General features: G+C 62.5%; 23 protein-coding genes and 1 tRNA gene. 12 read left to right on the plus strand and 12 right to left on the minus strand.

Going from position 1 to position 25019, the window contains the following annotated elements; translation table 11 throughout:
• The first annotated feature begins 60 nt into the window (after positions 1–60).
• Positions 61–798: an RNA pyrophosphohydrolase gene (locus AT302_RS24115; RefSeq protein ID WP_237172009.1), complete on the plus strand. Its 738-nt coding sequence runs from the start codon at positions 61–63 to the stop codon at positions 796–798.
• Positions 799–866: 68 nt separating this feature from the next.
• Positions 867–1574, plus strand: a complete 708-nt coding sequence (locus tag AT302_RS24120) for a CNP1-like family protein (protein WP_058376172.1) — start codon at positions 867–869, stop codon at positions 1572–1574.
• Between the two features lie 139 nt (positions 1575–1713).
• Here AT302_RS24120 and proB read toward each other — a convergent pair whose 3' ends face one another.
• The 4 genes from proB to rplU form a co-directional block, all read right to left on the minus strand.
• Positions 1714–2847, minus strand: a complete 1134-nt coding sequence (proB, locus tag AT302_RS24125; RefSeq protein WP_058376173.1) for a glutamate 5-kinase — start codon at positions 2845–2847, stop codon at positions 1714–1716.
• A gap of 214 nt (positions 2848–3061) precedes the next feature.
• The gene (gene cgtA / locus AT302_RS24130; protein ID WP_058376174.1) at positions 3062–4207 is read right to left on the minus strand and encodes an Obg family GTPase CgtA; all 1146 of its coding nucleotides are present in this window, start codon (positions 4205–4207) and stop codon (positions 3062–3064) included.
• A gap of 150 nt (positions 4208–4357) precedes the next feature.
• Positions 4358–4618, minus strand: coding sequence for a 50S ribosomal protein L27 (gene rpmA, locus AT302_RS24135; protein ID WP_017234735.1), 261 nt, complete (start codon positions 4616–4618; stop codon positions 4358–4360).
• 28 nt (positions 4619–4646) lie between these two features.
• Positions 4647–4958: a 50S ribosomal protein L21 gene (gene rplU, locus AT302_RS24140; protein ID WP_058376175.1), complete on the minus strand. Its 312-nt coding sequence runs from the start codon at positions 4956–4958 to the stop codon at positions 4647–4649.
• Positions 4959–5322: 364 nt separating this feature from the next.
• On the opposite strand from rplU, the gene AT302_RS24145 reads away from it, so the two are divergent.
• The 9 genes from AT302_RS24145 (at position 5323) to yacG (ending at position 13262) form a co-directional block, all read left to right on the plus strand.
• Positions 5323–6252, plus strand: coding sequence for a polyprenyl synthetase family protein (locus tag AT302_RS24145; RefSeq protein ID WP_237172219.1), 930 nt, complete (start codon positions 5323–5325; stop codon positions 6250–6252).
• 24 nt (positions 6253–6276) lie between these two features.
• A tRNA-Pro gene (locus AT302_RS24150) sits at positions 6277–6353 on the plus strand.
• A gap of 214 nt (positions 6354–6567) precedes the next feature.
• Positions 6568–7860, plus strand: coding sequence for an HlyC/CorC family transporter (locus AT302_RS24160; RefSeq protein WP_084656436.1), 1293 nt, complete (start codon positions 6568–6570; stop codon positions 7858–7860).
• Between the two features lie 158 nt (positions 7861–8018).
• Complete coding sequence (locus AT302_RS24165) at positions 8019–9371, plus strand: GspE/PulE family protein (protein WP_058376179.1); 1353 nt, start codon at positions 8019–8021, stop codon at positions 9369–9371.
• A complete protein-coding gene (locus tag AT302_RS24170) occupies positions 9352–10671 on the plus strand; it encodes a type II secretion system F family protein (protein WP_058376180.1) in 1320 nt (439 codons plus the stop codon). Before AT302_RS24165 ends, AT302_RS24170 begins: the two co-directional genes overlap by 20 nt.
• Positions 10668–11537: a prepilin peptidase gene (locus AT302_RS24175; protein WP_058376181.1), complete on the plus strand. Its 870-nt coding sequence runs from the start codon at positions 10668–10670 to the stop codon at positions 11535–11537. The genes AT302_RS24170 and AT302_RS24175 overlap by 4 nt, the downstream gene beginning before the upstream one ends.
• A complete protein-coding gene (gene coaE / locus AT302_RS24180; protein WP_058376182.1) occupies positions 11534–12148 on the plus strand; it encodes a dephospho-CoA kinase in 615 nt (204 codons plus the stop codon). Before AT302_RS24175 ends, coaE begins: the two co-directional genes overlap by 4 nt.
• A gap of 159 nt (positions 12149–12307) precedes the next feature.
• Positions 12308–13063, plus strand: a complete 756-nt coding sequence (gene zapD, locus AT302_RS24185; RefSeq protein WP_058376183.1) for a cell division protein ZapD — start codon at positions 12308–12310, stop codon at positions 13061–13063.
• A gap of 4 nt (positions 13064–13067) precedes the next feature.
• Positions 13068–13262 (plus strand): DNA gyrase inhibitor YacG, encoded by a 195-nt coding sequence (gene yacG / locus AT302_RS24190; protein WP_058376184.1) that lies wholly within the window; start codon positions 13068–13070, stop codon positions 13260–13262.
• Positions 13263–13355: 93 nt separating this feature from the next.
• On the opposite strand, the gene AT302_RS24195 is transcribed toward yacG, so the two are convergent.
• The 4 genes from AT302_RS24195 to secA all read right to left on the minus strand — a co-directional run bounded on the left by AT302_RS24195 (position 13356) and on the right by secA (position 19168).
• Positions 13356–13787, minus strand: a complete 432-nt coding sequence (locus AT302_RS24195; protein ID WP_058376185.1) for an NUDIX domain-containing protein — start codon at positions 13785–13787, stop codon at positions 13356–13358.
• Positions 13788–13872: 85 nt separating this feature from the next.
• Positions 13873–14751: an ATP-binding protein gene (locus AT302_RS24200; protein WP_058376186.1), complete on the minus strand. Its 879-nt coding sequence runs from the start codon at positions 14749–14751 to the stop codon at positions 13873–13875.
• A gap of 224 nt (positions 14752–14975) precedes the next feature.
• Positions 14976–16205: a bifunctional glutamate N-acetyltransferase/amino-acid acetyltransferase ArgJ gene (gene argJ / locus AT302_RS24205; protein ID WP_058376187.1), complete on the minus strand. Its 1230-nt coding sequence runs from the start codon at positions 16203–16205 to the stop codon at positions 14976–14978.
• 167 nt (positions 16206–16372) lie between these two features.
• Complete coding sequence (gene secA / locus AT302_RS24210; protein ID WP_058376188.1) at positions 16373–19168, minus strand: preprotein translocase subunit SecA; 2796 nt, start codon at positions 19166–19168, stop codon at positions 16373–16375.
• Positions 19169–19474: 306 nt separating this feature from the next.
• Between secA and AT302_RS24215 the strand changes: the two genes are divergently transcribed.
• Complete coding sequence (locus tag AT302_RS24215) at positions 19475–19954, plus strand: DciA family protein (protein WP_058376189.1); 480 nt, start codon at positions 19475–19477, stop codon at positions 19952–19954.
• A 152-nt stretch (positions 19955–20106) separates the two neighbouring features.
• Here AT302_RS24215 and lpxC read toward each other — a convergent pair whose 3' ends face one another.
• From lpxC to AT302_RS24235, 4 genes are all read right to left on the minus strand, one after another.
• Complete coding sequence (gene lpxC / locus AT302_RS24220; RefSeq protein WP_058376190.1) at positions 20107–21021, minus strand: UDP-3-O-acyl-N-acetylglucosamine deacetylase; 915 nt, start codon at positions 21019–21021, stop codon at positions 20107–20109.
• A 578-nt stretch (positions 21022–21599) separates the two neighbouring features.
• On the minus strand, positions 21600–22790 hold the full coding sequence (gene ftsZ, locus AT302_RS24225) for a cell division protein FtsZ (RefSeq protein WP_058376191.1): 1191 nt from the start codon (positions 22788–22790) through the stop codon (positions 21600–21602).
• A 116-nt stretch (positions 22791–22906) separates the two neighbouring features.
• Entirely contained in the window at positions 22907–24139 is a 1233-nt protein-coding gene (ftsA, locus tag AT302_RS24230) for a cell division protein FtsA (RefSeq protein ID WP_010806905.1), read from the minus strand.
• 22 nt (positions 24140–24161) lie between these two features.
• Positions 24162–24998, minus strand: coding sequence for a cell division protein FtsQ/DivIB (locus tag AT302_RS24235; protein WP_058376192.1), 837 nt, complete (start codon positions 24996–24998; stop codon positions 24162–24164).
• Positions 24999–25019 lie beyond the last annotated feature (21 nt).

The raw sequence follows: 25019 nt of genomic DNA on the forward strand, positions 1-25019 counted from the left end.
CCGCGCCGGTGATTATCTGTTTATAATCGAAGCAATTTTAAAGGATTCAAGGGTGGTTGTATGCTTGACCGTGAAGGCTTTCGCCCGAACGTCGGCATCATCCTCTTAAACGCACGCAATGAAGTGTTCTGGGGCAAGCGGCTGGGCGAACACTCCTGGCAGTTCCCGCAAGGCGGCATCAAGTACGGCGAAACGCCCGAACAGGCCATGTTCCGAGAATTGCACGAAGAAACCGGGCTAAAGCCAGAACACGTCAAAATCATCGGTCGCACGCGCGACTGGCTGCGTTATGAGGTGCCGGACAAGTTCATCAAGCGCGAAGTGCGCGGACATTACCGGGGCCAGAAACAAATCTGGTTCCTGCTGCGCATGGTCGGTCGCGATTGCGATATCTGCCTGCGTGCGACCGATCATCCCGAGTTCGACGCCTGGCGCTGGAACGAATACTGGGTGCCGCTCGAGGCCGTGATCGAGTTCAAACGCGAAGTGTATCAACTCGCGCTCAACGAACTCTCGCGCTATCTGCGGCGCACGACTGCGCGTGCCCAGCACGAACGGCGGCGGTTTCCGCGCGCGGGTGCCCACATCGGCGAACTGCCGCCGGGCGCCACGAGCGGGTCGTACGGCGACGCGATCGACCCCGGCCCGGGCGAGCATCACTCGGGCGAATACACCGACGATTGCGGCGGTGCTTCGGTGGCGGTGGACGATGCCGATGCTGCCGAGCACGCCGGTCATTCGGGCAATGCGGTTAGCCCGGTTAGCCCTGGAAAGGGTTCCGCAGGCGGGGGGCACTGAACCGGGCCGCGACCGCGCTGTCCATCATCCGTACGCGGGCTTCATGCCCGCGTCGTGCTGAATTCCCCGTGTTCGCCGCCGCCGCGTTTGTCTTCGCCGCGTTCGTCGTCGCATTTGTCGTCGCGTTCGTCATCGAACACCCAGAACATGTTGCGCGGCCCCGCCCGCGTTCGCTCATCAGCCGTCTTACTGACCGTCACCTCATGCGCCTGTCTTTCACCCGCCGCACTCCGCGCCTCGCCGTTCTGGCTCCTCTGGCCGCGCTGTCGCTGCTTGCCGCTTGCAGCAGCACGTCGCAGCCCGTTCAAGATCTCGACGAATACTTCGCCCAGCAAGAAGCCGCCAAGGGCAAATGGAAGGAATCCGACTTCACGATGCCGACGACGGCCCCGCAGAACGCCGATCTCGCCACCTTCCCCACCCTGCCGAACTCCTCGCTGACCTACGCGATCGACACCAAGTCCGTGCAAGTGTCCGACGACGGCGTGGTGCGCTACGTGGCCGTCATCACCAGCAAGGAAGGCGCACGCAACGTGTCGTTCGAGGGCATGCACTGCTCGACGTTCGAGACGCGTCTGTACGCCACCGGCCGTCCCGACGGCACGTGGGTTGCCGCACGCAACAGCGAGTGGCGGCAGATTCGTCCGTACGGCTCGACGGCCTACCAGGGCATCCTGTACCGCGACTACCTGTGCCGCGAAAAGACGCCGCTGGGCAAGCCGAAGGAAATCGTGCAAAACCTGCGCTTCCCGGTGGGCAACCCCGACTACAAGTGATGGCATTGCGGGCGATGCTCGCCCGCACCGAAACTTCGATGCCATAAAAAAAACGCCGGCCACGGTTATCGTGCCGGCGTTTTTGTCTCTGCGTCTGTGTTGAGAATCGCGCCCCGGAAAACTCGGTAGCGCATCTCGTTCAGCGCAGAATCAGGTTATCGCGATGAATCAGTTCGGGTTCATTGGCGAAGCCCAGCACCTGCTCGATATCGCTACTCGGGTGGCGGCGAATGAGCCGGGCCTCCGAGGCGCTGTAGTTCGACAAGCCGCGCGCGACCTCGTGACCGGCTTCATCCAGACACGCAATAACCTCACCGCGCGCAAACGTGCCTTCCACGTCGATCACTCCGATCGGCAGCAGGCTCTTGCCCTCTTCGATCAGCTTCTTGCACGCGCCCGCATCGATCACAACGCGCCCGCGCACCTGCAAATGGTCGGCCATCCACTGCTTGCGCGCCGTCAGTACGGCCGTGCGCGCCACCAGTTGCGTGCCGATCGCCTCGCCGCCCGCGAGCCGCACCAGTACGTCAGCCTCGCGGCCCGACGCGATCACCGTGTGCGCACCGCTCGTCGCGGCCCGCTTGGCCGCCAGAATCTTGGTCAGCATGCCGCCACGGCCGATACTCGAACCGGCACCGCCCGCCATCGCTTCGAGACGCTCGTCGCCCGCTTCCGCTTCGTGCACGAACTCGGCGTCCGGGTTCTTGCGCGGGTCGGCGGTATAGAGCCCCGACTGATCGGTGAGGATGACCAGCGCATCGCCGTCGATCAGGTTGGTCACGAGCGCGCCCAGCGTGTCGTTGTCGCCGAACTTGATTTCGTCGGTCACGACCGTGTCGTTCTCGTTGATGATCGGCACCACGCCCAGGCGCAGCAAGGTCAGCAGTGTGGTCCGGGCATTCAGATAGCGCTCGCGGTCGGCCAGATCGGCGTGCGTGAGCAGAATCTGCGCGGTGCGCACGCCGTGCTCGGCGAAACGGGTCTCGTAGACCTGCGCGAGCCCCATCTGCCCCACGGCGGCCGCCGCCTGAAGCTCGTCGATGGCTTTCGGACGACGTGTCCAGCCCAGACGCTGCATGCCTTCGGCAATGGCGCCCGAACTCACGAGCACCACCTGCTTTGGCGCACGCCCGTCACCACCGTGCCGCAGGGCGGCAATCTGCTGCGCCCAACGCGCAATCGCAACATCGTCCAACCCGCGACCATCGTTGGTCACAAGGCTGGAACCCACTTTCACCACGAGCCGCCTGGCATCGGCAATGACCGAACGCATGGGACTGGTTTCTCCTGCGGATGTATTGGGGAAGGCTGGTTCGCTGGCACCGTCGGACGACTGCGGCGGAGGCGCTGAACGCGATAATCGCAATAACCGCAATAAACGCGTTGATACGCCCCGTCAGATCTGCACCGCTCACGGCCAGCGTGGCCGGACCACCGGCGGCAGCGTCATTGCGACGACACCGCCCGTGTCTTGAGTGATGTGGAGTTTACGCCTTTGGCGTATCGTCCGGGGGCGTTTGTGGTGCCGGTTCGCTGGCAGCGGGTGCGGCCTCGGGGGTCGTACTGCCGGCGCGGAACCGCGGATCGAGCGCAGCATCTTCCAGGGCTTCTTCGACGGCACCGCGTTGCTGATACAGATACTCCTGCACCGAAAGGCACAGGTGTTCGCAGCCTTCGCCGGTCAGCGCCGAGATCTGGAAGGTCGGGCCGTCCCACTCATAACGCTTGAGGAAGTCGGCTACGCGCTCGGCGCGCTCGTCTTCCGGGATCATGTCGACCTTGTTGAGCACCAGCCAACGCGGCTTCTCGAACAGCATCTGATCGTACTTCTGCAATTCGAGCACGATGGCCTTCGCGTCCGCCACCGGATCGACGCCCTCGTCGAACGGGGCGATGTCCACGATATGCAGCAACAGGCCCGTACGCTGCAAATGGCGCAGGAACTGGTGACCCAGGCCGGCACCTTCGGCGGCGCCTTCGATCAGGCCGGGAATATCGGCGATCACGAAGCTCTTGCCCGGTGCAGTGCGCACGACACCGAGGTTCGGGTGGAGCGTGGTGAACGGATAATCGGCGATCTTCGGACGCGCGTTCGACACCGACGCGATGAAGGTCGATTTGCCCGCATTGGGCATGCCGAGCAGGCCGACGTCCGCGAGCACTTTGAGCTCAAGCTGGAGCATGCGGCGCTCGCCGGGCTTGCCGTCGGTCTTCTGACGGGGCGCACGGTTCGTGCTCGACTTGAAATGGAGGTTACCCAGACCGCCTGCACCGCCTTGCGCGAGGACCACTTCCTGACCGTGTTCGGTCAGATCGGCGATGACTTCGCCGGTGTCCATGTCGCTGATGATGGTGCCCACCGGCATACGCAGATGGATGTCGTCGCCGCCCTTGCCGTAGCAATCCGAGCCGCGGCCGGTTTCACCGTTGCGCGCCAGATGCTTCTTCGAGTAACGGTAATCGATCAGGGTATTGATGTTGCGATCCGCCACGGCATACACGCTGCCGCCACGACCGCCGTCGCCGCCGTCGGGTCCGCCGAACGGCACGAACTTCTCACGGCGCATCGATGCCGAGCCATTGCCGCCGTCCCCGGCGATCACCTCGATACGCGCTGCGTCAATGAATTTCATGGTTCCGTTCCGCCTTATCGACCGTCCGCAGACGATACTGAATTCTGTACAACGCCCCGTGAGCCTCGCGATATTTCGCGGAGATGGCGACGGGACAAACAAAAAAGGCTCCGCATGAGAGCGGAGCCTTTTGGTGGCAAAAGGCTTAGCTTACGCTGCCGGCACCACGCTAACCACTTGCTTCTTCGCTGCGCCCTTGATGGCGAATTGCACGTGGCCATCGGCCAGTGCAAACAGCGTGTGGTCCTTACCAATACCGACGTTTTCGCCGGCATGCATACGAGTACCGCGTTGGCGAACGATGATGCCGCCAGCCAGGATTGCCTGACCGCCGTACACCTTCACGCCGAGGCGCTTCGACTCGGAATCGCGGCCGTTACGGGACGATCCGCCTGCTTTTTTGTGTGCCATGACTTAACTCCTTACCTAGCTCTATCGATTAGCCGTTGATGCTGTCGATACGCAGCTCGGTGTAGTTTTGGCGATGGCCTTGACGCTTTTGGTAGTGCTTGCGACGGCGCATCTTGAAAATCTTCACCTTGGGGTGACGACCCTGGGCGATAACGGTAGCCTTGACGGAAGCCCCACTAACCAGCGGTGCACCGAACTTAATCGATTCACCCTCGCCGACGGCGAGAATCTGGTCGATGGTGATTTCAGCGCCAATGTCAGCCGGTATCTGTTCTACTTTAAGTTTTTCGCCAGCAGCAACCTTATATTGCTTGCCGCCGGTTTTTATGACCGCGTACATTGTTGAACCTCACTCATAAACAAGAGATATTTTTCTTTCCGTGCAGGCCGAGGGTCCCGATCCCCAAAAGGACAACTTATAGGGACACTTTGGACGCTGCTTACCGGCCCAACACCACCCGCGCAGCCCGTCATACTGAAGTATTTTCGGACTTGTCGCGAAGAATGCGCGCACGAAAACCGGGGATTATACAGACTTTATCCTTTTGAGTCAAAGACTTCCGTGAAGCCAGTCATTCCGCGGGGCTGGTGCCCGAAAGTGGCCCTGCGCACTATATAATTTGGGGCGAATTTTTCCTCACCCGAGCCTTGTCTTGACTGCTTCGACTTCTCCCCAGAACGTACTGGCCGCCATCGCCGACGACATGCGTGCCGTCGACCAGCTTATCCGCCACCGGCTGGCCTCCGAGGTGGTCCTGATCAATCAGATCTCGGAGTACATCATCAATTCGGGCGGCAAACGCCTGCGTCCGGCCTTGTTGCTGCTCGTCGCGAATGCGCTTGGCGTCACCTCGCCGGCTCGTTTCGAACTGGCCGCCGTCATCGAGTTCATCCACACCTCGACGCTGCTGCACGACGATGTGGTCGATGAATCCGACCTGCGTCGCGGCCGCCAGACGGCCAATGCCCTGTTCGGCAATGCGGCGTCGGTGCTCGTCGGCGACTTCCTGTACTCCCGCTCGTTCGAGATGATGGTGAGCGTGGACAACATGCGCGTCATGCAGATTCTCGCGCGCGCCACGAACGTCATTGCGGAAGGCGAAGTCCTTCAGCTGCTGAACATGCACGACCCGGACGTCGACGAAGCGCGCTATCTCCAGGTCATCAAGTACAAGACGGCAACCCTCTTCGAAGCGGCCACGCAACTCGCCGCCGTGTTGGCGAATGCCGATGCCCAGACGGAAGCCGCAGTACTGGAATATGGCGGCCGCCTCGGCACCGCATTCCAATTGATGGATGATTGGCTCGATTACGCGGGCGACACCGACGCGATGGGCAAGAACGCCGGCGACGATCTGCGCGAGGGCAAACCGACGCTGCCGCTGATTCATGTGCTGCAACACGGCACCGAAGCCGAGCGCGCGCTCGTGCGGGAGGCCATCGAAAATGGCGGCACCGACAAGTTCGAACCGATCCTCGCCGCGATCACGCGCACGGGGGCGCTCGACTACACGCTGGCACGTGCGCAAGAAGAAGCCGATGCCGCCGCACAAATTATTTCTACACTCCCCTCTTCACAATACAAAAATAGCCTGCTAGAATTGTGTTCTTACTCGATAACGCGACGCACTTAACAAGCGGAGCGACAAAATCGAAAGCGGGGTGTAGCTTAGCCTGGTAGAGCGCTACGTTCGGGACGTAGAGGCCGGAGGTTCGAATCCTCTCACCCCGACCAAGATTCACTTTGCTCTCATGCAAAGCAAAAAAACCGCCGGATTCGTCCGGCGGTTTTTTTATTTCTGCGTCATCCCCGTCCCGCGCAAATGCCTTGCACTCCGTTGCATTCGCGGCCTTCGCGGACAACCGCGCCACGCTGGCGGAACGACGGGTCCCCTCTGCTATAGTGGCAACTCATTGCCACCCCCCGCGCCACTGGTGCACACATACGCTTGGAAGCCTTGCCCTTATGGGCGCAAATTTGCGCCGTCGCCCTGCTGATCGTCTGCTCGGGCTTCTTCTCCATCTCAGAGACAAGCATGATGGCGCTCAACCGCCATCGCCTGAAACATCTCGTGCGCCTCAACGTCCGAGGCGCGAAAGACACTCAGGGCCTGCTCTCCCGCACCGAAGACCTGCTGTCGACGATTCTCGTCGGCAATAACGTCATCAACACCGTAGTCCCGGTACTCACCACATCCATTGCCGTGCGTTACTTCGGCAACGATGCGGTCACCTTGACCGTTGCCACAGCGCTGATTGCGTTGCTCATCATCGTGTTCGCCGAGATTGGTCCGAAAATCGTCGGCGCGACTTACCCCGAGCGCATTGCACTGCCCACCAGCGCGCTGCTCAAACCCATCGTCACCCTCGCGACACCACTCGTCTGGGTACTCAACGGTTTTGTGCGCGGCATTCTCGGCGTGCTCGGCATCAATACGCGCCGCGACGCCAGCGAAACACGCCTCACCACCGAAGAACTGCGCACCATCGTGCTCGAGGCCGGCAACTACATGCCGACCAAGCCGCGCAGTGTGTTGCTCAACCTGCTCGATCTGGAAAACATCGCGGTGGACGACGTGATGGTGCCGCGCGCGCGCATCGAAGCGCTCGATATTTCAGCACCGCTCGAAACAATCCTCTCGCAGCTCGAGACCTGCTATCACAACAAGCTGCCGGTGTACGACGGCGATATCGATCGCATCGTCGGTATCCTGCCCGTGCGCCGCACGCTCTCCGCGCTGCGCCACCCGGACGACCTCACGGTCGACACCTTGCGCGCGCTGCTCGTCGAGCCCTACTTCATTCCGAGCGATACGCCTGCGCTGCGCCAGTTGCAGTACTTCCAGGAAAACCATCGGCGCGTAGGTCTCGTCGTCAACGAATACGGCGAAGTCGAAGGGCTTGTGACGACCGAAGACATCATCGAGGAACTGATCGGTGAGTTCACCACGAGCACCCATGGCTCGGGCGGCAGCCGCTCGGGCTGGAGCAAAGATGCCGATTGCCTGGTCAGTGGCGGCGTCGGGCTTCGCGACCTGAATCGCCGGCTGGGCCTGCATCTCCCCACGGACGGCCCCAAGACACTCAACGGCCTGATCCTCGAAGTGCTGCGCGAGATTCCGGAAGCGTCGGTAAGTATGGAGATCAGCGGCGTGCGCATGGAGATCGTGCAGATCGACAATCAGGCGATCAAGACCGTGCGATTGTTCAAGCCGGCGGACCACCATCAATCCGCCCACTGACGACGGCCGCGCAGGTGACGCAAACGAGCAGGTTTAGCAGGTTGACATCTGCTCGCGCACTGCACGTAACATCACCCCATTTTTCGGGCAATTCCGATTGAGATCTCCCTGGGTTTTGACGAGACTGAAGCTTCAAGTCGCTCTCGTCACTCCCTGTCATGTCATCGCCAATCGTCTCGACGCCATCTCGTCACACGCCCGTTGAATCGCGCAGTGTCGAAGCGCCGGTTGCTGCGTCATTTTCCTCTTCCGCACTCGAAGCCAACTCGCCCCTCCAGTATCTGGAACAGATGCTCGGCGAAGCGGTGCGCGCCGGCGCTTCCGATATTCACTTCGAGCCGATGGCGCGACGGTTTCGCATCCGCTTGCGTGTGGATGGCGAACTGCACGAGCACGCCGAAGTGCCAGTCGCGTGGCGCGACATGCTGGTTGCCCGATTGAAGGTGCTGGCCCATCTGGATATCTCGGAAAAGCGTCTGCCGCAGGATGGCCGGATGTTGTGGCGTGAGGCGGGCGAACCTGTCGAGTGCCGCGTCAGCACGCTGCCCACGCTCTACGGTGAGAAGTTGGTGGTGCGGCTGCTCGATGGCGCCAAGGTCCCGCTCTCGCTCGAATCGCTCGGTTATACGCCCATGCAATACCAGGCGCTCGCGCGGGCCATTGGGCGCCCGCACGGCATGATTCTGCTCACGGGGCCGACGGGGAGCGGCAAGACGGTATCGCTCTACAGTTGTCTGCGACGGCTCAACGACACCACCCGCAATATCGTGACGATCGAAGACCCGGTCGAAATTCGGCTGCCGGGCGTCACGCAGGTCAATCTCAACGAGCGAGCCGGTCTCGACTTCTCGACCGCCTTGCGCGCCTTCCTTCGACAAGATCCCGATGTGCTTGTCATCGGAGAAATCCGCGACGCACAGACCGCCTCGATTGCCGTGCAGGCCGCACAAACGGGGCATCTGGTCTTCGCCACGGTGCACGCTAACGATGCATCGAGCACCGTAGCCCGATTATTGGATCTCGGCGTCGCCCCGTTCAATCTTTCGTCGGCACTCCTGCTAGTCAGCGCACAACGCCTCGTCAGGCGCCGTTGTCCGGCGGGGTGTGATGTTGCGACTCCCCGCGGCGATTCATCGGCTAACGCTACGTCGGTTGATCGCCGCATCGGCCGAAGTGATTTCGCCGGGAGCGCCGACGCATCGAAGGAGACGCCGTCGGGCTCGCGCGAGATTGCCGAGCATGGAGCGTGTGGAGAGGACCGCGACGAACCGCAGCGCCGCCACACCTGCATGCGCTGTCACGGCACTGGATTTGCGGGCCGCATTGGGGTGTTTCAGGTGATGCCGATCAGCGCGACGCAAGCGGTCAACATCGCGCAATCGCGCAGCCCTCACGAACTGGCAGCACAGGCGGCGAGCGAAGGCGTGATGACATTACGCGAAGCCGGTTTGTGGCACGCCGCCGTGGGCACGATCTGTCAGGAGGATGTCGATGCAACAACACCTGCCTGACGTGGGGCGAGACGAGGTGCGAGACGACGTTCGTCGCTCCGATCGCGCCCCTCTCGCCAATGGCGCGAATAAGACCCGACACGCGCCCATCGCCCAACCCCGTCGCTGGCACTGGCAGGGGCACGACGCCGATGGCCGTGCCCGGCAAGGTGAACTGATCGCGACTGGCGAAGCGATCGCACGTCTCGAACTGCGTCGACAACATGTGCGCGTAACGCATCTGAGCGCCGGGCGCCGCCACACCGCCACCATTCGCGTGAAAGCCATCGATGCCGCCAACCTTATGCGGCGCCTCGCCACACTGCTGGCAGCCGGTGTGCCATTGAGCGCCGCGCTCGACATTCTCGCGCGTGGTGCGCACGCCCGTGGTCTCAAGCGTCTCGCACGCGAAATCGGGCACGACGTCAGGCAAGGCTTTCCGCTGGCACAGGCGATGGCGCGGGCGACGCATCATTTCAACGCCGTCGATTGTCAGCTGGTCGCCGCCGGCGAGTTGGGCGCACAACTGGCGCCGACGCTCGCACGGCTCAGCGCCCAGCGCGATCACACGCGCGCACTCCGCGAAAAACTCCAGCGGGCGCTCTCCTATCCACTGACCGTGCTGGGCGTAGCCATCGCTATCGTGATCGCACTGCTTCGCTGGGTCATCCCCGAGTTCGAACGACTCTTCGCCAACGCTGCCGGCGGTGGCGTACCGTTGCCACCACTCACCCGGTGGCTTATCGACGTGTCCCGCGCGGCGCTCGACGACGGGCCGTGGCTGCTTGCCGCCGCCAGCGCCGCAGGCGTTGCCATCAGCGTGACGCTCAGGCGCAGTTCACGCGCGCGACGATGGCGTGATCGCCTGATTCTGCACCTGCCCGGCATCGGGCAGATTCTGCGCATGACAAGCACCGCGCGCTGGGCCCGCACGCTCGGCACACTGCTAGACGCGGGCATTGCGCTGCCCGACGCAATGGACGCCGCGGCCAACGCCTGTGGCAACCTCCTCATCCGACAGTCAGCGCATGTCGTGCACGTGTCGGTCGCCCGCGGTGCACGGCTGGCCACGGCACTTGAGGCCGATACGCACTGGCCGCTGGTCATCGCGCAACTCGCCGTCGTGGGGGAGGAATCGGGTACACTCGGGCGCATGCTCAACCAGGCGGCCGATCTGCTGGACGAAGAAGCCGCACATACGCTGGTGAGCGCCTGCGCGACGCTAGAACCCATGATGATTACGTTGCTCGGACTGCTGATCGGAGGCATGGTGCTCGCCATGTATCTGCCGATGTTCCAACTCGGATACGGTGTCGCATGAACGGCTACGCAGAGCCTCTGCTCATCGACTTTCTCGCCCAACTGGCGCCGCACTGGCGCTTTGCGCTCTTTGCTGCCGTCGGCGTCGTCGCGGGCCTCTTCCTCGATATCGCCATACGCCGCGTGCCGGTCGCCGTCGAGCTTGCATGGCTGGCGGAGTCGGCCACTGCGGCGAACGCATTCACTTCCTCCACCTCGATCACCACGAGTGCGTCCGCCGCGTCCACCGACCATGGCGATACGGATATCCCTTTGGCATCGATCACCGCGCTATCCGCAGAGCGTTTCCAAGCGGTGCCGCTTCCCGACGCTGCCCCGACACGCCGCTGGCAGTTGTCGCTGCTCACTGCGCTGCTGAGCGTGGCCGTGGCCTGGCGCTTCGGCCCGACCTGGCAGAGCGTAGGCGCTCTTGGTCTCGTGTGGACGCTGATTACGCTCGCCTATATCGATTTCGACACGCAGTTGCTGCCCGACATCCTCACCTTGCCGCTGCTGTGGGCGGGCCTGCTCTGTAATCTGGGCCACTGGTTCGCCACGCTCCCTGCTGCGGTGATCGGCGCAGCGGCGGGCTATCTGAGTCTCTGGCTGTTGTACTGGGTCTATTGGCTGCTGCGGCGCCGCGAGGGCATGGGTTTTGGCGACTTCAAACTCTACGCCGCACTCGGCGCATGGCTCGGATGGGCCTCGCTGTTGCAGATCATGACGCTGGCGTGTTTGCTCGCCATCGTGGTGGCCGGCAGCGCCTGGATCGCGGGCCGGCTGCGCCACGACCAGATGTTTCCGTTCGGCGCGTTTCTCGCGGCGGGGGGTATTGTCACGCTGTTCGGTGGCAACGAATTGATGATGTGGATCGGAGGCACCCCATGACTTACGCCATCGGACTGACCGGCGGCATCGGCAGTGGCAAGACCACTGTCGCCAACCTGTTCGCCACGCACGGCATCGCCATTATCGACACCGATGCGATCGCCCATGGCATTACCGCACCGGGCGGTGCCGCCATGCCGGCCATCCGCCGCACGTTCGGTGATGATTTCGTGGCCCCCGACGGCTCGCTCGACCGGGCGCGCATGCGCGAACTCGTCTTCGCCGATGACGATGCAAAAGCACGTTTGGAGGCCATTACCCATCCGCTGATCCGCACCGAGTGCGAGCGCGCGGCGGCGCAAGCCGAAGGGCCCTATCTGATTTTCGTGGTCCCGCTGCTGGTCGAGTCCGGTACGTGGCGCGAACGTGTGCAACGCATACTCGTCGTCGACTGTCCGGAAGAAACGCAGATCGCCCGCGTGATGGCGCGCAATCATTTCTCGCGCGATCAGGTGCTCGCGATCATGGCGCGACAGGCCACACGAGCACAGCGGCTCGCGCTCGCCGACGATGTCGTCGACAACGACACGCAGCACGCCGCACTCACCTCGCGCGTGGATCGCCTGCACGCGGAATATCTCAAACTCGCGGCGCAATCCAGTGCACACTGAGTCATTCGACAGTCACAGGAGCATCGCAATGCAGCGCTCGCTGACAACGCACACGGCAATTGCGCGCCATGGAACGCCGACGCGCGTTGCTTCTCTTTGGATTCCCGCATTAGAATGTCGCCATTACGCTGAAAAGCGCCAACTTTTGGGCCAACGCGCTTGATCCTGTACGAATATCCGCTCAACGAACGCATTCGCACGCTGCTTCGGCTAGAAGAGCTGTTCGGGCGCTTTGCCTTTTTCGTCGGACAGGATCAGCCGCTCGATCATCACGCGGCGCTGATCACGATGTTCGAAATCGCGGATATCGCGGGGCGCTCCGACCTGAAGAACGATCTGGTCAAAGAACTGGATCGGCAGCGGCTGACGCTTCAGACCTATCGCGGCAATCCCGACATCGCGTCGGATGCCCTCGAACAGTTCATCGACGAAGTCGAGCGCGCGATTGCCAATCTCAATCAGATTCCCGGCAAACCTGGCCAACACCTGAACGACAACGAATGGCTGTCGAGCATTCGCAGCCGCTCGGTGATCCCGGGGGGCACGTGCCGCTTCGATCTGCCGTCGTACTACGCGTGGCGGCACAACGATACCGAGCAGCGCCGCCAGGATATCGACAAGTGGATTGGTCCGCTGATGCCGCTGCGTGATGCCATCGGCATCGTGCTCGGGCTGGCGCGCGAGTCCGGTCACGCCAGCAAGGCGATGGCGCAGCAAGGCAGCTATCAGCAGATGCTCACGGGCCGCGTCTACCAGCTCATGCAGGTGCGCGTGGCCGCCGATCTGCGCGTGATCCCGGAAGCCAGCGCCAACAAGTACATGCTTTGGGTGCGTTTCACCACGCAGGACGGCGATCTGAAGCCCCGTCCGGTCGACAGCGACGTGCCTTTCCTGCTGACACTCTGCAATCTGTAAGACCATGACAACCGTCGTCAATTGTCCGACCTGCGGCAAGAAAGTCGTTTGGGGCCCTGAAGCCAAGTTTCGTCCGTTCTGCTCGGAGCGCTGCAAGCAGATCGACATCGGCGCATGGGCCGCAGAGAAGTACACCATTCCCGCAGAAGCCGCTGACGATCCCTCGCAGGACTCGCCGCTCGATCCGACGGAGCGCTGATCCAGTCGCTGAATCCAGTCGCTGAAGTTAGTCGCTAAAAGACGAAAGGCACCCTAGGGTGCCTTTTTGTTTTTCAGACCTGCCGTTACCGCATCACTTGCCTGCCATTTCCTCAGCAAGCCACGCGAGCGGCGGCTCGGCCGCTGGCAGCAACGGGGTCACGCCCACCGGGGGCCGTTCCCACGCCAATGCCTGCCCTTCCTTGCCATGCGGCTCGCCGTCCCATGCTGTGACCTTGCAGAAGTGCAGACGGACATACGCATGCGGATAGTCATGCTCCAACACGCGCCACGGTGCGCATCGCACGACCGTCACGCCCAACTCTTCGTGCAGTTCGCGGGCCAGCGCCGCCGCGACCGACTCGCCCGCTTCAAGCTTGCCGCCCGGAAACTCCCAGTAGCCGGCATACGGCTTGCCTGCCGGGCGTTGGCCGAGCAGCACCGTGCCGTCGGGGCGCACCATCACGCCGACCGCCACTTCCGTAATGGCACGCCCATCGGGCGCGTATCGCTTCGATTCAGTCATAAGTCTGCGGTTCTCTTGGCCGGGCGCGCCATCGCTGCACACGCCCCGGCTTTTTGCGGGTCTGTTTATCGGTCTTGAAAAAGCGTCAGGACGCCGCGGCACCACTCAGCTTGCCCGCCCAATCGCGCGCAAACTGGAACGCCACACGCCCTGAGCGCGAACCGCGCTCCAGCGCCCAGATCAGTGCCTCATGGCGCGCTTTCTCAAGCTGATCGGCCGGCACACCGAAGTGTTGCAGCCAGTGACCGACGATGCTCAGGTAGTCGTCCTGCTTGAACGGATAGAAGCTCACCCACAGGCCGAATCGCTCAGACAGGGAAATTTTCTCTTCGATCACTTCGCCCGGATGAATCTCACCGTCATCGGTGTGGCGATAGGTCTCGTTGTCCTTCATGTACTCGGGCAACAGATGGCGACGGTTCGACGTGGCGTAGATGAGCACATTGTCCGATTGCGCGGCGATGGAGCCGTCGAGCGCAACCTTCAGCGCCTTGTAGCCCGACTCGCCGTCCTCGAACGACAGGTCATCGCAAAACACCACGAAGCGCTCCGGACGCGCCGAAATCAGATCGACGATGTCGCCCAGATCGACCAGATCGTCCTTGTCGACTTCGATCAGACGCAGGCCCTCGCTCGCATACTGATTCAGGCAAGCCTTGATCAGCGACGACTTGCCCGTGCCGCGTGCGCCCGTGAGCAACACGTTGTTGGCCGGCTCGCCGCGTACGAACTGGCGCGTGTTCTGTTCGATCAAGCCTTTCTGGCGCTCGATGTTCTGCAAATCGCCCAGCGTGATCTCCGAGACGTGCGCGACCGGTTGCAGGAACCCGCGTCCCTGCTTCTTGCGCCAGCGAAACGCCACTGCCGCATTCCAGTCGATCTCGGGCGTGGCCGGCGGCAACATCGCCTCCAGTCGGGCCAGCACGCCTTCGGCGCGCGTGAGGAACTGCTCCAGCTTGTCCATGCTTCGAATCCTTGCGCTGGCGAGAAACCGCCAGTCGATGTCTCGTCGTTCGGTGTTGTCGTTTCCCTTCGCTATCGGCCCCGATGCTCGTGCCATCGGTGACCTGCCTGCCAGCCCGTGTTGCCGGCACCTCGAACGGTGCATCGCCCGCGCCGGTCAGGCACGCATCGATGTCACCGACAGCGCTCGTCTCCGGTGGAAGACGAGCGCCGTCCCGTCGGGGCTCAGGAGCGGTAGTCCGCGTTGATGCTCACGTAGTCGTGCGACAGATCGCAGGTCCACAGCGTTGCTGCCGCGTCGCCGCGGCCCAGCACCACGCGCACCGTGATCTCGCTTTGCTTCATCACGCGCTGACCGTCTTCTTCGCGATAGTCGGCGTTACGGCCACCGGCGCGGGCGACCAGCACGTCGTCCAGATACAGGTCGATCTTGCTGACGTCCAGATCGTTGACGCCGGCATAGCCGATGGCGGCCAGAATGCGGCCCAGATTGGGGTCCGACGCGAAGAACGCCGTCTTCACCAGCGGCGAGTGGCCGATCGCATAAGCGATCTGGCGGCACTCAGCCACGTCGCGGCCGCCTTCGACGGTCACGGTGATGAACTTGGTGGCGCCTTCACCATCGCGCACGATCAGTTGCGCCAGTTCCTGCGAGATCGACAGCAGTGCGTCGCGCAGGGCAGCAAACGCCGGCGTGTCGGTGCTGCTGATTTCCGGCAATTCGGTCTGGCCCGTGGCGGCCACGATGAACGAGTCGTTCGTCGAGGTATCGCCGTCGATGGTGATCGCGTTGAACGAGCGGTCGGCCACGTACTTCACCAGCGCGTCGAGCACCGGCTGCGCCACACGGGCGTTGGTGCCGACGAAGCCGAGCATGGTCGCCATGTTCGGCTTGATCATGCCGGCGCCCTTGCTGATGCCTGTCATGACGATGGTCTGGCCGTCGATCACGACTTCACGCGAGGCGGCCTTCGGCAGCGTGTCGGTGGTCATGATCGATTGGGCGGCTTCGTACCAGTGCGCCGGTGCGAGATTGGCAATCGCTTGCGGCAACCCTGCGACCAGACGGTCGACCGGCAGCGGTTCGAGAATCACGCCCGTGGAGAACGGCAGAATCTGGTTCGGCGAAACCGACAGCAGCTTGGCCAGTGCGTCGCACGTAGCGCGCGTCGCGGCCATGCCCGGCTCGCCGGTACCGGCGTTGGCGTTGCCGGTGTTCACCACCAGCGCGCGAATGCCCGCGTGTGCGGCCAGATGCTCCTTGCAGACGGTCACCGGTGCCGCGCAGAAACGGTTCGTGGTGAACACGCCCGACACAGTGCTACCGGCGGCCAGTCGCATGACCAGCACGTCCTTGCGGTTCGGCTTACGGATATTGGCTTCGGCCCAACCCAGTTCGACGCCGGGCACGGCGCGCAATTGGGAGGCTTCGATCGAGGGGAAATTGACGGCCATGAGGGTTCGCCCGCGAGAGGTAAGGGTTGCATCTCCCGCCCTGGCGACGTCGGCACGACAGTCCGCCCGGGCGGCGGTTGATCGGTGCGGCCGGAGACTGCGAGTACCGGCGCCACAAACGACTCGGCGCCGATTTTTGGTCGGCGCCGCGTCGCTCGGTTCACATCTTAAGACAGTTTGCCGTGGCAGTGCTTGAATTTCTTGCCGCTGCCGCACGGGCACGGATCGTTGCGGCCAACCTTCGGCAGCAGATCGTCGCCACCGGCCACCGCAGCAGCGGCCGAGGCGATCGCCGCGACCACCGGACGCCCGGCGTCCTCGTCGACTTCGCCCTCACCGCCCACGGTCTCGAGTTCGTCATGCTTGAACTCGATGTTGACCAGCCCACCCGCGTTGTCTTCGAGCGATTCGGTCGCCTGCTCCAGCTCTTCCTGCGACTGAATCCGCACATTCATGATCACGCGCGTGACTTCCAGCTTGATGGTTTCCAGCAACTGGGAGAACAGTTCGAACGCTTCGCGCTTGTATTCCTGCTTCGGGTTCTTCTGTGCGTAACCGCGCAGATGGATACCCTGACGCAAGTGGTCAAGGGCGGCCAGGTGTTCGCGCCAGTTCGAGTCCACACTTTGCAGCATGACCGAGCGCTCGAAGCCCGAGAACGACTCGCGGCCCACCTGATCGATCTTGGCGCTGTAGGCGGCTTCGGCGGCGTCGAGCACTTCCTTGAGGATGTCTTCGTCGTCGATCTCGTCGGCGCCTTCGATGCGCGATTGCAGCGGCAGGTCGAGCTGCCACTCTTCGCGCAGCGTCGTCTCGAGACCCTTGAGGTCCCACTGCTCTTCCACCGTACCGGCCGGCACGTAGGCACGCACGATATCTTCGAACACGCTCTGGCGCATGCCGGCGATGGTCTCGGAGACGTCTTGCGTTTCGAGCAGTTCGTTACGTTGCTGATAGATCACCTTGCGCTGATCGTTGGCGACGTCGTCGTACTCGAGCAGTTGCTTACGCACGTCGAAGTTACGCGCTTCGACCTTGCGTTGTGCCGATTCGATCGAGCGCGAGACGATGCCGGCTTCGATGGCTTCGCCTTCGGGCATCTTCAGGCGATCCATGATCGCGCGCACGCGGTCACCCGCGAAAATGCGCAGCAGCGGATCTTCCAGCGACAGATAGAAACGCGACGAACCCGGGTCGCCCTGACGGCCCGAACGGCCGCGCAACTGGTTGTCGATACGGCGCGACTCGTGGCGCTCGGTGCCGATGATGTGCAGACCGCCCGCGGTCTTCACTTGCTCGTGCAGCCCTTGCCACTCGTCCTGCAATTGCTTGATGCGGCTTTGCTTGTCGGCTTCCGACACGCTCTCGTCGGCTTCGATGAACGCCGATTGCTTCTCGACGTTGCCGCCGAGCACGATGTCGGTACCGCGACCGGCCATGTTGGTCGCGATGGTGATCACGCCCGGACGGCCCGCCTGCGCCACGATCTCGGCTTCACGCTGGTGCTGCTTGGCGTTAAGCACCTGATGCGGCAGCTTTTCGCGCGTGAGCAGTTGCGAGAGGTACTCCGAGGTTTCGATCGAGGTCGTGCCCACCAGCACCGGCTGGCCACGCTCGACGCAATCGCGAATGTCCTTGATGACCGCGTCGTACTTCTCTTTCGAGGTCTTGTAGATCTGATCCTGACGGTCGATCCGCTTGGGCGGACGGTTGGTCGGGATCACCACCGTCTCGAGACGGTAGATTTCGTTGAATTCGAACGCTTCGGTATCCGCCGTCCCCGTCATGCCCGAGAGCTTGGCGTACATGCGGAAGTAGTTCTGGAACGTGATCGAGGCGAGCGTCTGGTTCTCGTGCTGGATCGTGACGTGTTCCTTCGCTTCCACGGCCTGATGCAGACCTTCGGACCAGCGACGGCCCGACATCAGACGGCCCGTGAATTCGTCGACGATGACGATCTCGTCGTTCTGCACCACGTAGTGCTGATCTTTGTGGAACAGCGTGTGGCCGCGCAGGGCGGCGTACACGTGGTGCATCAGCGTGATGTTTTGCGGTGCGTAGAGGCTGTCGCCCTCGGCGATCATGCCCCACTCGGCGAGCAGTTGCTCGGCCTTCTCGTGGCCGCGCTCGGTCAGGAACACCTGACGTGCCTTCTCGTCGAGCGTGTAGTCGCCCGGCACTTCAACGCCTGTGCCATCGGCCTTCTCTTCACCGATCTGACGCTCGAGCATCGCCGGCAGGCGATCCATCTTGACGTACAACTCGGTGTGATCTTCGGCTTGGCCCGAAATGATGAGCGGCGTACGGGCCTCGTCGATCAGGATCGAGTCCACTTCGTCGACGATGGCGTAGTTCAGGGCCCGCTGCACGCGCTGCTCGGTCTCGTAGACCATGTTGTCGCGCAGGTAGTCGAAGCCGAACTCGTTGTTCGTGCCGTACGTGATGTCAGCGGCGTAAGCGGCCTGCTTCTGATCGTGCGGCATCTGCGACAGGTTGATACCCACCGACAGACCGAGGAAGTTGTACAGACGCGCCATCCATTCGGCGTCGCGCTGGGCCAGGTAGTCGTTGACCGTCACGACGTGCACGCCCTTGCCCGAGAGTGCATTCAGATAGGCCGGCAGCGTGGCGACGAGCGTCTTGCCCTCACCCGTGCGCATTTCGCCGATCTTGCCGAAGTGCAGCACCATACCGCCGATCAGCTGCACGTCGAAGTGACGCATCTTCAGCACGCGCTTGCCCGCTTCACGGCAGACGGCGAAGGCTTCGACGAGCAGCGAGTCGACGCTCGCCCCTTGGGCGATACGTTGCTTGAATTCCTCAGTCTTGCCACGCAGTTGCTCGTCGCTCAGTTGTGCGATCTGCGGCTCGAGCGCGTTGATCGCCGCGACGGTTTTCTGGTACTGCTTGATGAGCCGCTGGTTGCGGCTGCCAAATACTTTTTTGAGAAGACCGGGAATCATCGGATCACTGGTAAGGGCGGCAAATGTCGTTCGCAAGCGTGCGGACGGTCGAAGGAACAAGGCCCGAGCGCCACGAAAATCCCCCCGTGACATCCGGACCGCCCGACGCGCCTGCGCACTGCGGGTCACCAGCATTTGGCAGAGTTGCCACGTGCCGGTTCGATACCTGTTCTAAAAAAAGGATTCTAGCATGCTGCGGTGATACGCCCGGGCGCCTTGGCATCTCGGACAGCCTTGGTTTCTCGCCGCCCGCCGGGTCCACGCCCGATCGCGGGGTAGAATATGAGGCATTCTCTGTCTCACCATATGAAACGACGCAAAGCACCCCGTGTTGCCCGCCCGCTGAACGCCCTGCTATCCGCGTCTTTATCGACTTCTGACGGCGCAGGATCGCTGCTGGCCGCCGCCGAACAGCTCGGCCGCTTGGAGCGCGATGTGCATGCGTTGTTGCCTGCGCCACTCACCGCGAGCGTGCGGGTCTCGCCGCCACGCGATGGGGCGCTCGTCTTTCTCGTCGCCAACAATGCACTGGCCGCGCGCCTGCGCCAGCAGACCCCCTCGTTGATCGAAGGCCTCGCCAAGCGCGGCTGGCTGATTCGTACGATTCGTATTCGCGTGAGCATCACGGCGCCAGAACCGCCCAAACCACCCAAAGAAGCGCGCCTGCCGCGACAAGGTCTGGTAAGTCTGCGCGATCTGCGCGATTCGCTGGAGCCGTCGCCGCTTCGCGACGCACTGGCCCGGCTGGTGGCACGGCACTCTTACGGCGGCACCCGCAAGCCCTGAGCTTTGCGGCAATCAGACGCGACCGAATCTTGTTGCGCGTCAAATAAAAAAGCGCCGGAAAACCGGCGCTTTCGTTTTGTTACATTCGCACCGGTAAGCGGTGCGGCGCAACATCCGCGTCATCCGCGTCATCCGCGCGTGACGTGCGCGACTTATGCGAATTGCGTTTGCGGTTCGAACTGGAAACCACGCGGTGCGTCTTCGGCACGCTCGAACGTCACCACTTCGAAGGCTTCCTGTGCGAGAAGCTCACGCAGCAGTTGGTTGTTCAGACCGTGGCCCGACTTGTAGGCCGTGTACGACGCCAGCAGCGGGTGACCGATCACATACAGGTCGCCGATCGCATCGAGCATCTTGTGTTTCACGAACTCGTCGTCGTAGCGCAGGCCGTCGTTATTCAGAATGCGGTACTCGTCGAGCACGATCGCGTTGTCCATGCTGCCGCCACGGGCCAGGCCCAGTTCGCGCAGCATTTCGACTTCATGCGCGAAACCGAACGTGCGGGCGCGGGCGATTTCCTTCGCGTAGGACGTTTCAGCGAAATCGACTTCAAGCGCCTGACCGGTGCGGTCCACCGCCGGGTGACGGAAATCGATCGTGAACTTGAGCTTGAAGCCCTCAAACGGATCGAGGCGGGCGAACTTGTCGCCTTCGCGAATCTCGACCGGCTTGGTCACACGGATGAATTTCTTCGCGGCGGGCTGCTCTTCGATGCCGGCCGACTGGATCAGGAAGACGAACGTTGCAGCGCTGCCGTCCATGATCGGAATTTCTTCGGCGGTCACATCGACGTACAAATTGTCGATGCCCAGCCCGGCGCATGCCGACATCAAGTGTTCCACGGTGGAAACACGCGCACCATCCTTCTGCAACACCGACGCGAGACGCGTGTCGCCGATCGCCATCGCCGACGCCGGGATCTCCACGGGGGGATTCAGATCGGTACGACAAAAGACGATGCCGGTGTTCGGCGGCGCCGGACGCAGCGACAACTCGACCTTGCGACCGGAGTGCAAGCCGATGCCGACTGTCTTGGCGATGGATTTGAGAGTGCGCTGCTTGAGCATGCTATTTATTAAAACTATCAGACGCTAATGACCATAGATCGAATTATATCAGATCGGCGCCTTCATCGCTGTGCCACAAACACAACGATTCGTTACTAAACATTTTGGATTGTGCCTCACGGATACACATTCCGAATATCCCGTCATACGAAACAAGCCATTTCGCTTTCCGGCGACGGCCATTACCTCTCGGGGGCCCCTCGCGCCCTTCAACGTTCATCGTAGAACATCGACGCGCTGGTGCAGGGCACCCCGTCCACCACAACGGAGGCATGCCGCGGTGGACGGGGGACAGACTCGCGAGACCGGGTCAGGGATGGCGGACGCTTACCCGTAACGTCCGTCATCTGTCGCGCGTTGACCTCTCATGCGACTCTGGTTGTCGCAACGACGAGACATCAACCCACGCAACAACCTTGCCGTATCGCCTTTCAGACTCGTACTGCGGCGCGCCTTCCCCACACCGAAAGGTATGGTTCATAGGGCGGCGACGAGTCCTCACGACGACCTGCGTAGGTCTCGCGATTCCCAAGGTGCGGCGGCGCCAGGCACTGGTACCCGGCCCGCGCGCAACCCTGTCAGTCGGCTTGCTTGCGCAGGAAGGCCGGAATGTCGTACGTGTCGACACCCTTCTCCTGCAATGCGGCAACGTGCGAGGCTGCGGTCTCGCGCGTGCTGCGCCACACGGCCGGCGTATCGAGCGCGCCGTAGTCCGTACCGCTGGCCTGACCCACGTTCGGCACATGGCCGGTCGCGATCGGCATATTGTCGGTACCGGTCTTGAGCAGCGTCATCGGTGCAGCAGCCTTCTTTGCTACCGCACGGCCCAGGCCCGTTGCGACCACGGTCACGCGCAGTGCATCACCCATCTTGTCGTCGTAGACGGTACCGAAAATCACGGTCGCGTCTTCGGCGGCGTAGCTCTTGATGGTGTTCATCACTTCACGCGTTTCCGACAGACGCAGCGAACGCGAGGCCGTGATGTTGACCAGCACGCCACGCGCACCCGACAGGTCCACGCCTTCCAGCAGCGGGCTTGCCACGGCTTGCTCTGCGGCCAGACGCGCACGATCGACACCGGCAACCGTCGCCGTGCCCATCATGGCCTTGCCCTGCTCGCCCATCACCGTCTTCACGTCTTCAAAGTCGACGTTCACCAAACCGTCGACGTTGATGATTTCGGCGATACCGGCCACGGCGTTATGCAGCACGTCATCGGCGCATTGGAAGCACTTGTCCATCTCGGCATCGTCGCCCATGACTTCGAACAGCTTGTCATTGAGCACCACGATGAGCGAGTCGACGTTGTCTTCCAGCTCTTGCGCGCCGGTCTCGGCCACGCGCATGCGCTTGCCACCTTCGAACTCGAACGGCTTCGAGACCACACCCACCGTCAGGATGCCCATCTCTTTGGCGATCTGCGCGACCACCGGTGCCGCGCCCGTGCCCGTACCGCCACCCATACCGGCGGTGATGAACACCATGTGCGCACCGCGCAGAGCATCGGCCACGCGCTCACGCGCTTCGTCCGCTGCGGCACGGCCCATCTCCGGCTTCGCGCCAGCGCCCAGACCGGTCTTGCCGAGCTGGATGTTGACCGAGGCCTGCGAGCGGCCCAGTGCCTGCGCGTCCGTGTTCATGGCGATAAATTCCACGCCTTGCACACCGCGGTTGATCATGTGCTGGACGGCATTGCCGCCAGCGCCACCAACACCCACCACCTTGATGATGGTGCCGTTGGTTTCCGTTTCCAACATTTCGAAGTTCATAGCGCCTCCAGTGAATTAAAAACAGATCCGGCACTGCCTGATCACGCGCCGCTCGGGTAAGCCGCCCGTGGGTTCAACACCGAATCCACACCCCTCAAACAACTCAATAAAACGACTTAAAAATTGCTGAAGAACCAGTCGCGCATGCGCGTCCATACCTGGTTCGCTTGTCCCGATTGCACGGCGACCTTGCGGCCGCGCATGCGTTGCGAGCGCCCTTCGAGCAGCAGACCCATCGCGGTCGCGTAGCGCGGGCTGCGCACCACGTCGGCCAAGCCGCCTGCATACTCCGGCACGCCGATACGCACGGGCTTGAGGAAGATGTCCTCGCCCAGCTCGACCATGCCCGGCATCATCGCTGCGCCGCCCGTGAGCACGATGCCCGAGGACAGCAGTTCTTCGTATCCCGACTCGCGCACGACCTGCTGCACCAGCGAGAACAGTTCTTCCACGCGCGGCTCGATCACGGCCGCCAGTGCCTGACGCGAGAGCGTGCGCGGACCGCGCTCGCCAAGGCCCGGCACTTCGATCATTTCGTCCGGATCGGCCAGCGACTGCTTGGCGATACCGTGCTGAATCTTGATGTCTTCCGCGTCGGGCGTCGGCGTGCGCACGGCCATCGCGATGTCGCTCGTGATCTGGTCACCGGCGATCGGAATGACGGCGGTATGGCGAATCGCGCCTTCGCTGAAAATCGCGATATCGGTCGTGCCGCCACCAATATCGATGAGCACCACGCCCAGTTCTTTCTCGTCTTCCGTCAGCACCGAAATGCTCGACGCCAGCGGTTGCAGAATCAGGTCGTTCACTTCGAGGCCGCAGCGGCGCACGCACTTCACGATGTTCTGTGCGGCCGACACGGCGCCGGTCACGATGTGCACCTTCACTTCGAGACGGATACCGCTCATGCCGATCGGCTCGCGCACGTCTTCCTGACCGTCGATGATGAATTCCTGCGTGAGGATATGCAGCACCTGCTGATCGGTCGGAATGTTGATCGCCTTGGCCGTCTCGATGACGCGTGCCACGTCGGCCTGCGTCACTTCCTTGTCCTTGATCGCCACCATGCCGCTCGAATTGAAGCTGCGGATGTGGCTGCCGGCAATGCCCGTGAACACGTTGGTGATCTTGCAGTCGGCCATCAGCTCGGCTTCTTCAAGCGCGCGCTGAATGGACTGCACAGTGGCCTCGATGTTCACCACGACGCCCTTCTTCAGGCCCCGCGATTCACTCTGGCCAAGACCGATCACTTCATAACGGCCTTCAGGGCGCAGCTCGGCCACCACCGCCACGACTTTCGACGTGCCGATATCAAGGGCGACCAACAGATCTTTGTAATCTTTGCTCATAGCGTGTGTAAGTCCTGAAGTCTCACTGGCTTCGCTTCACCGGGGCGGCAGGCTTCTTCGCTGCCGGCTTTTGCGAATCCCGCTTCTGTGGCGGTGCTGCGGCGAGTTTCTTGGCTTGCTCTTCGCTCAAGAAACGCATTCCCGCAGCCCGTACCGCAAAACCGTTCGGGTAACGCAGATCGGCATACTCGATCTGATTGCCCCAGCGCGCCGCTACCTGCGGATACGCCTGCACAAAACGTCGACTGCGTGTGACGAGGGTCTCGGGCGTACGCTCGCGTCCCAACGCCAGTTGCAGCCCCCCTGCCAACCGCACGCCCCAGGCGTAGCGGTTCGACAGCGTGATCGCTTCGGGTTTCATATTCAGCGGCGCGAACCACTTCACGAAGTCGTAGTACCGCGCCGTCACATCTTTCTCGCTGCCCGGCGGACCGGCGAATTCCGGCAACTTGCCGTCGTCCTCCGCTTCGGCCAGATTTGCCGCAAACAGTTCGCCGTCCACACTCACCAGACGGCCGTCGTTCCACGTCGCCAGCGGCTTGTATTCCTCGATCGACACCGCGAGCTGGTTCGGCCACACGCGACGCACGCTCGCATGACGCACCCAAGGCACCGCTTCGAACGCCGCGCGCGTGGCATCCAGATCGATCGTGAAGAAGTTGCCCTTCAACCGCGACACCGCATTCGCACGCAAGGTCGGCCCGTTGATATGCGACACATCCCCGTCGATCTGAATCGCCTTGAGCGTGAAGATCGGTCGCTGAATCAGCCAATGGCCGCCCGCCGCGAGCGCCGCCAGCACGACGAGTGCGACGAGCGCACTCGCGATGGCGTTGAGCAGGCGTACGTTTTGCCACATGGCGATTCGCTTTCCGTATCA

Source organism: Pandoraea norimbergensis, assembly GCF_001465545.3.
GTDB classification, from domain to species: domain Bacteria; phylum Pseudomonadota; class Gammaproteobacteria; order Burkholderiales; family Burkholderiaceae; genus Pandoraea; species Pandoraea norimbergensis.

Coding starts and splice junctions, on each gene's coding strand:
- AT302_RS24115 (WP_237172009.1), top strand. CDS start 61: ATGCTTGACCGTGAAGGCTTTCGCCCGAACGTCGGCATCATCCTCTTA.
- proB (WP_058376173.1), bottom strand. CDS start 2,847: ATGCGTTCGGTCATTGCCGATGCCAGGCGGCTCGTGGTGAAAGTGGGT.
- cgtA (WP_058376174.1), bottom strand. CDS start 4,207: ATGAAATTCATTGACGCAGCGCGTATCGAGGTGATCGCCGGGGACGGC.
- rpmA (WP_017234735.1), bottom strand. CDS start 4,618: ATGGCACACAAAAAAGCAGGCGGATCGTCCCGTAACGGCCGCGATTCC.
- rplU (WP_058376175.1), bottom strand. CDS start 4,958: ATGTACGCGGTCATAAAAACCGGCGGCAAGCAATATAAGGTTGCTGCT.
- AT302_RS24145 (WP_237172219.1), top strand. CDS start 5,323: ATGCGTGCCGTCGACCAGCTTATCCGCCACCGGCTGGCCTCCGAGGTG.
- AT302_RS24165 (WP_058376179.1), top strand. CDS start 8,019: ATGTCATCGCCAATCGTCTCGACGCCATCTCGTCACACGCCCGTTGAA.
- AT302_RS24170 (WP_058376180.1), top strand. CDS start 9,352: ATGCAACAACACCTGCCTGACGTGGGGCGAGACGAGGTGCGAGACGAC.
- AT302_RS24175 (WP_058376181.1), top strand. CDS start 10,668: ATGAACGGCTACGCAGAGCCTCTGCTCATCGACTTTCTCGCCCAACTG.
- coaE (WP_058376182.1), top strand. CDS start 11,534: ATGACTTACGCCATCGGACTGACCGGCGGCATCGGCAGTGGCAAGACC.
- yacG (WP_058376184.1), top strand. CDS start 13,068: ATGACAACCGTCGTCAATTGTCCGACCTGCGGCAAGAAAGTCGTTTGG.
- AT302_RS24195 (WP_058376185.1), bottom strand. CDS start 13,787: ATGACTGAATCGAAGCGATACGCGCCCGATGGGCGTGCCATTACGGAA.
- AT302_RS24200 (WP_058376186.1), bottom strand. CDS start 14,751: ATGGACAAGCTGGAGCAGTTCCTCACGCGCGCCGAAGGCGTGCTGGCC.
- argJ (WP_058376187.1), bottom strand. CDS start 16,205: ATGGCCGTCAATTTCCCCTCGATCGAAGCCTCCCAATTGCGCGCCGTG.
- secA (WP_058376188.1), bottom strand. CDS start 19,168: ATGATTCCCGGTCTTCTCAAAAAAGTATTTGGCAGCCGCAACCAGCGG.
- AT302_RS24215 (WP_058376189.1), top strand. CDS start 19,475: ATGAAACGACGCAAAGCACCCCGTGTTGCCCGCCCGCTGAACGCCCTG.
- lpxC (WP_058376190.1), bottom strand. CDS start 21,021: ATGCTCAAGCAGCGCACTCTCAAATCCATCGCCAAGACAGTCGGCATC.
- ftsZ (WP_058376191.1), bottom strand. CDS start 22,790: ATGAACTTCGAAATGTTGGAAACGGAAACCAACGGCACCATCATCAAG.
- ftsA (WP_010806905.1), bottom strand. CDS start 24,139: ATGAGCAAAGATTACAAAGATCTGTTGGTCGCCCTTGATATCGGCACG.
- AT302_RS24235 (WP_058376192.1), bottom strand. CDS start 24,998: ATGTGGCAAAACGTACGCCTGCTCAACGCCATCGCGAGTGCGCTCGTC.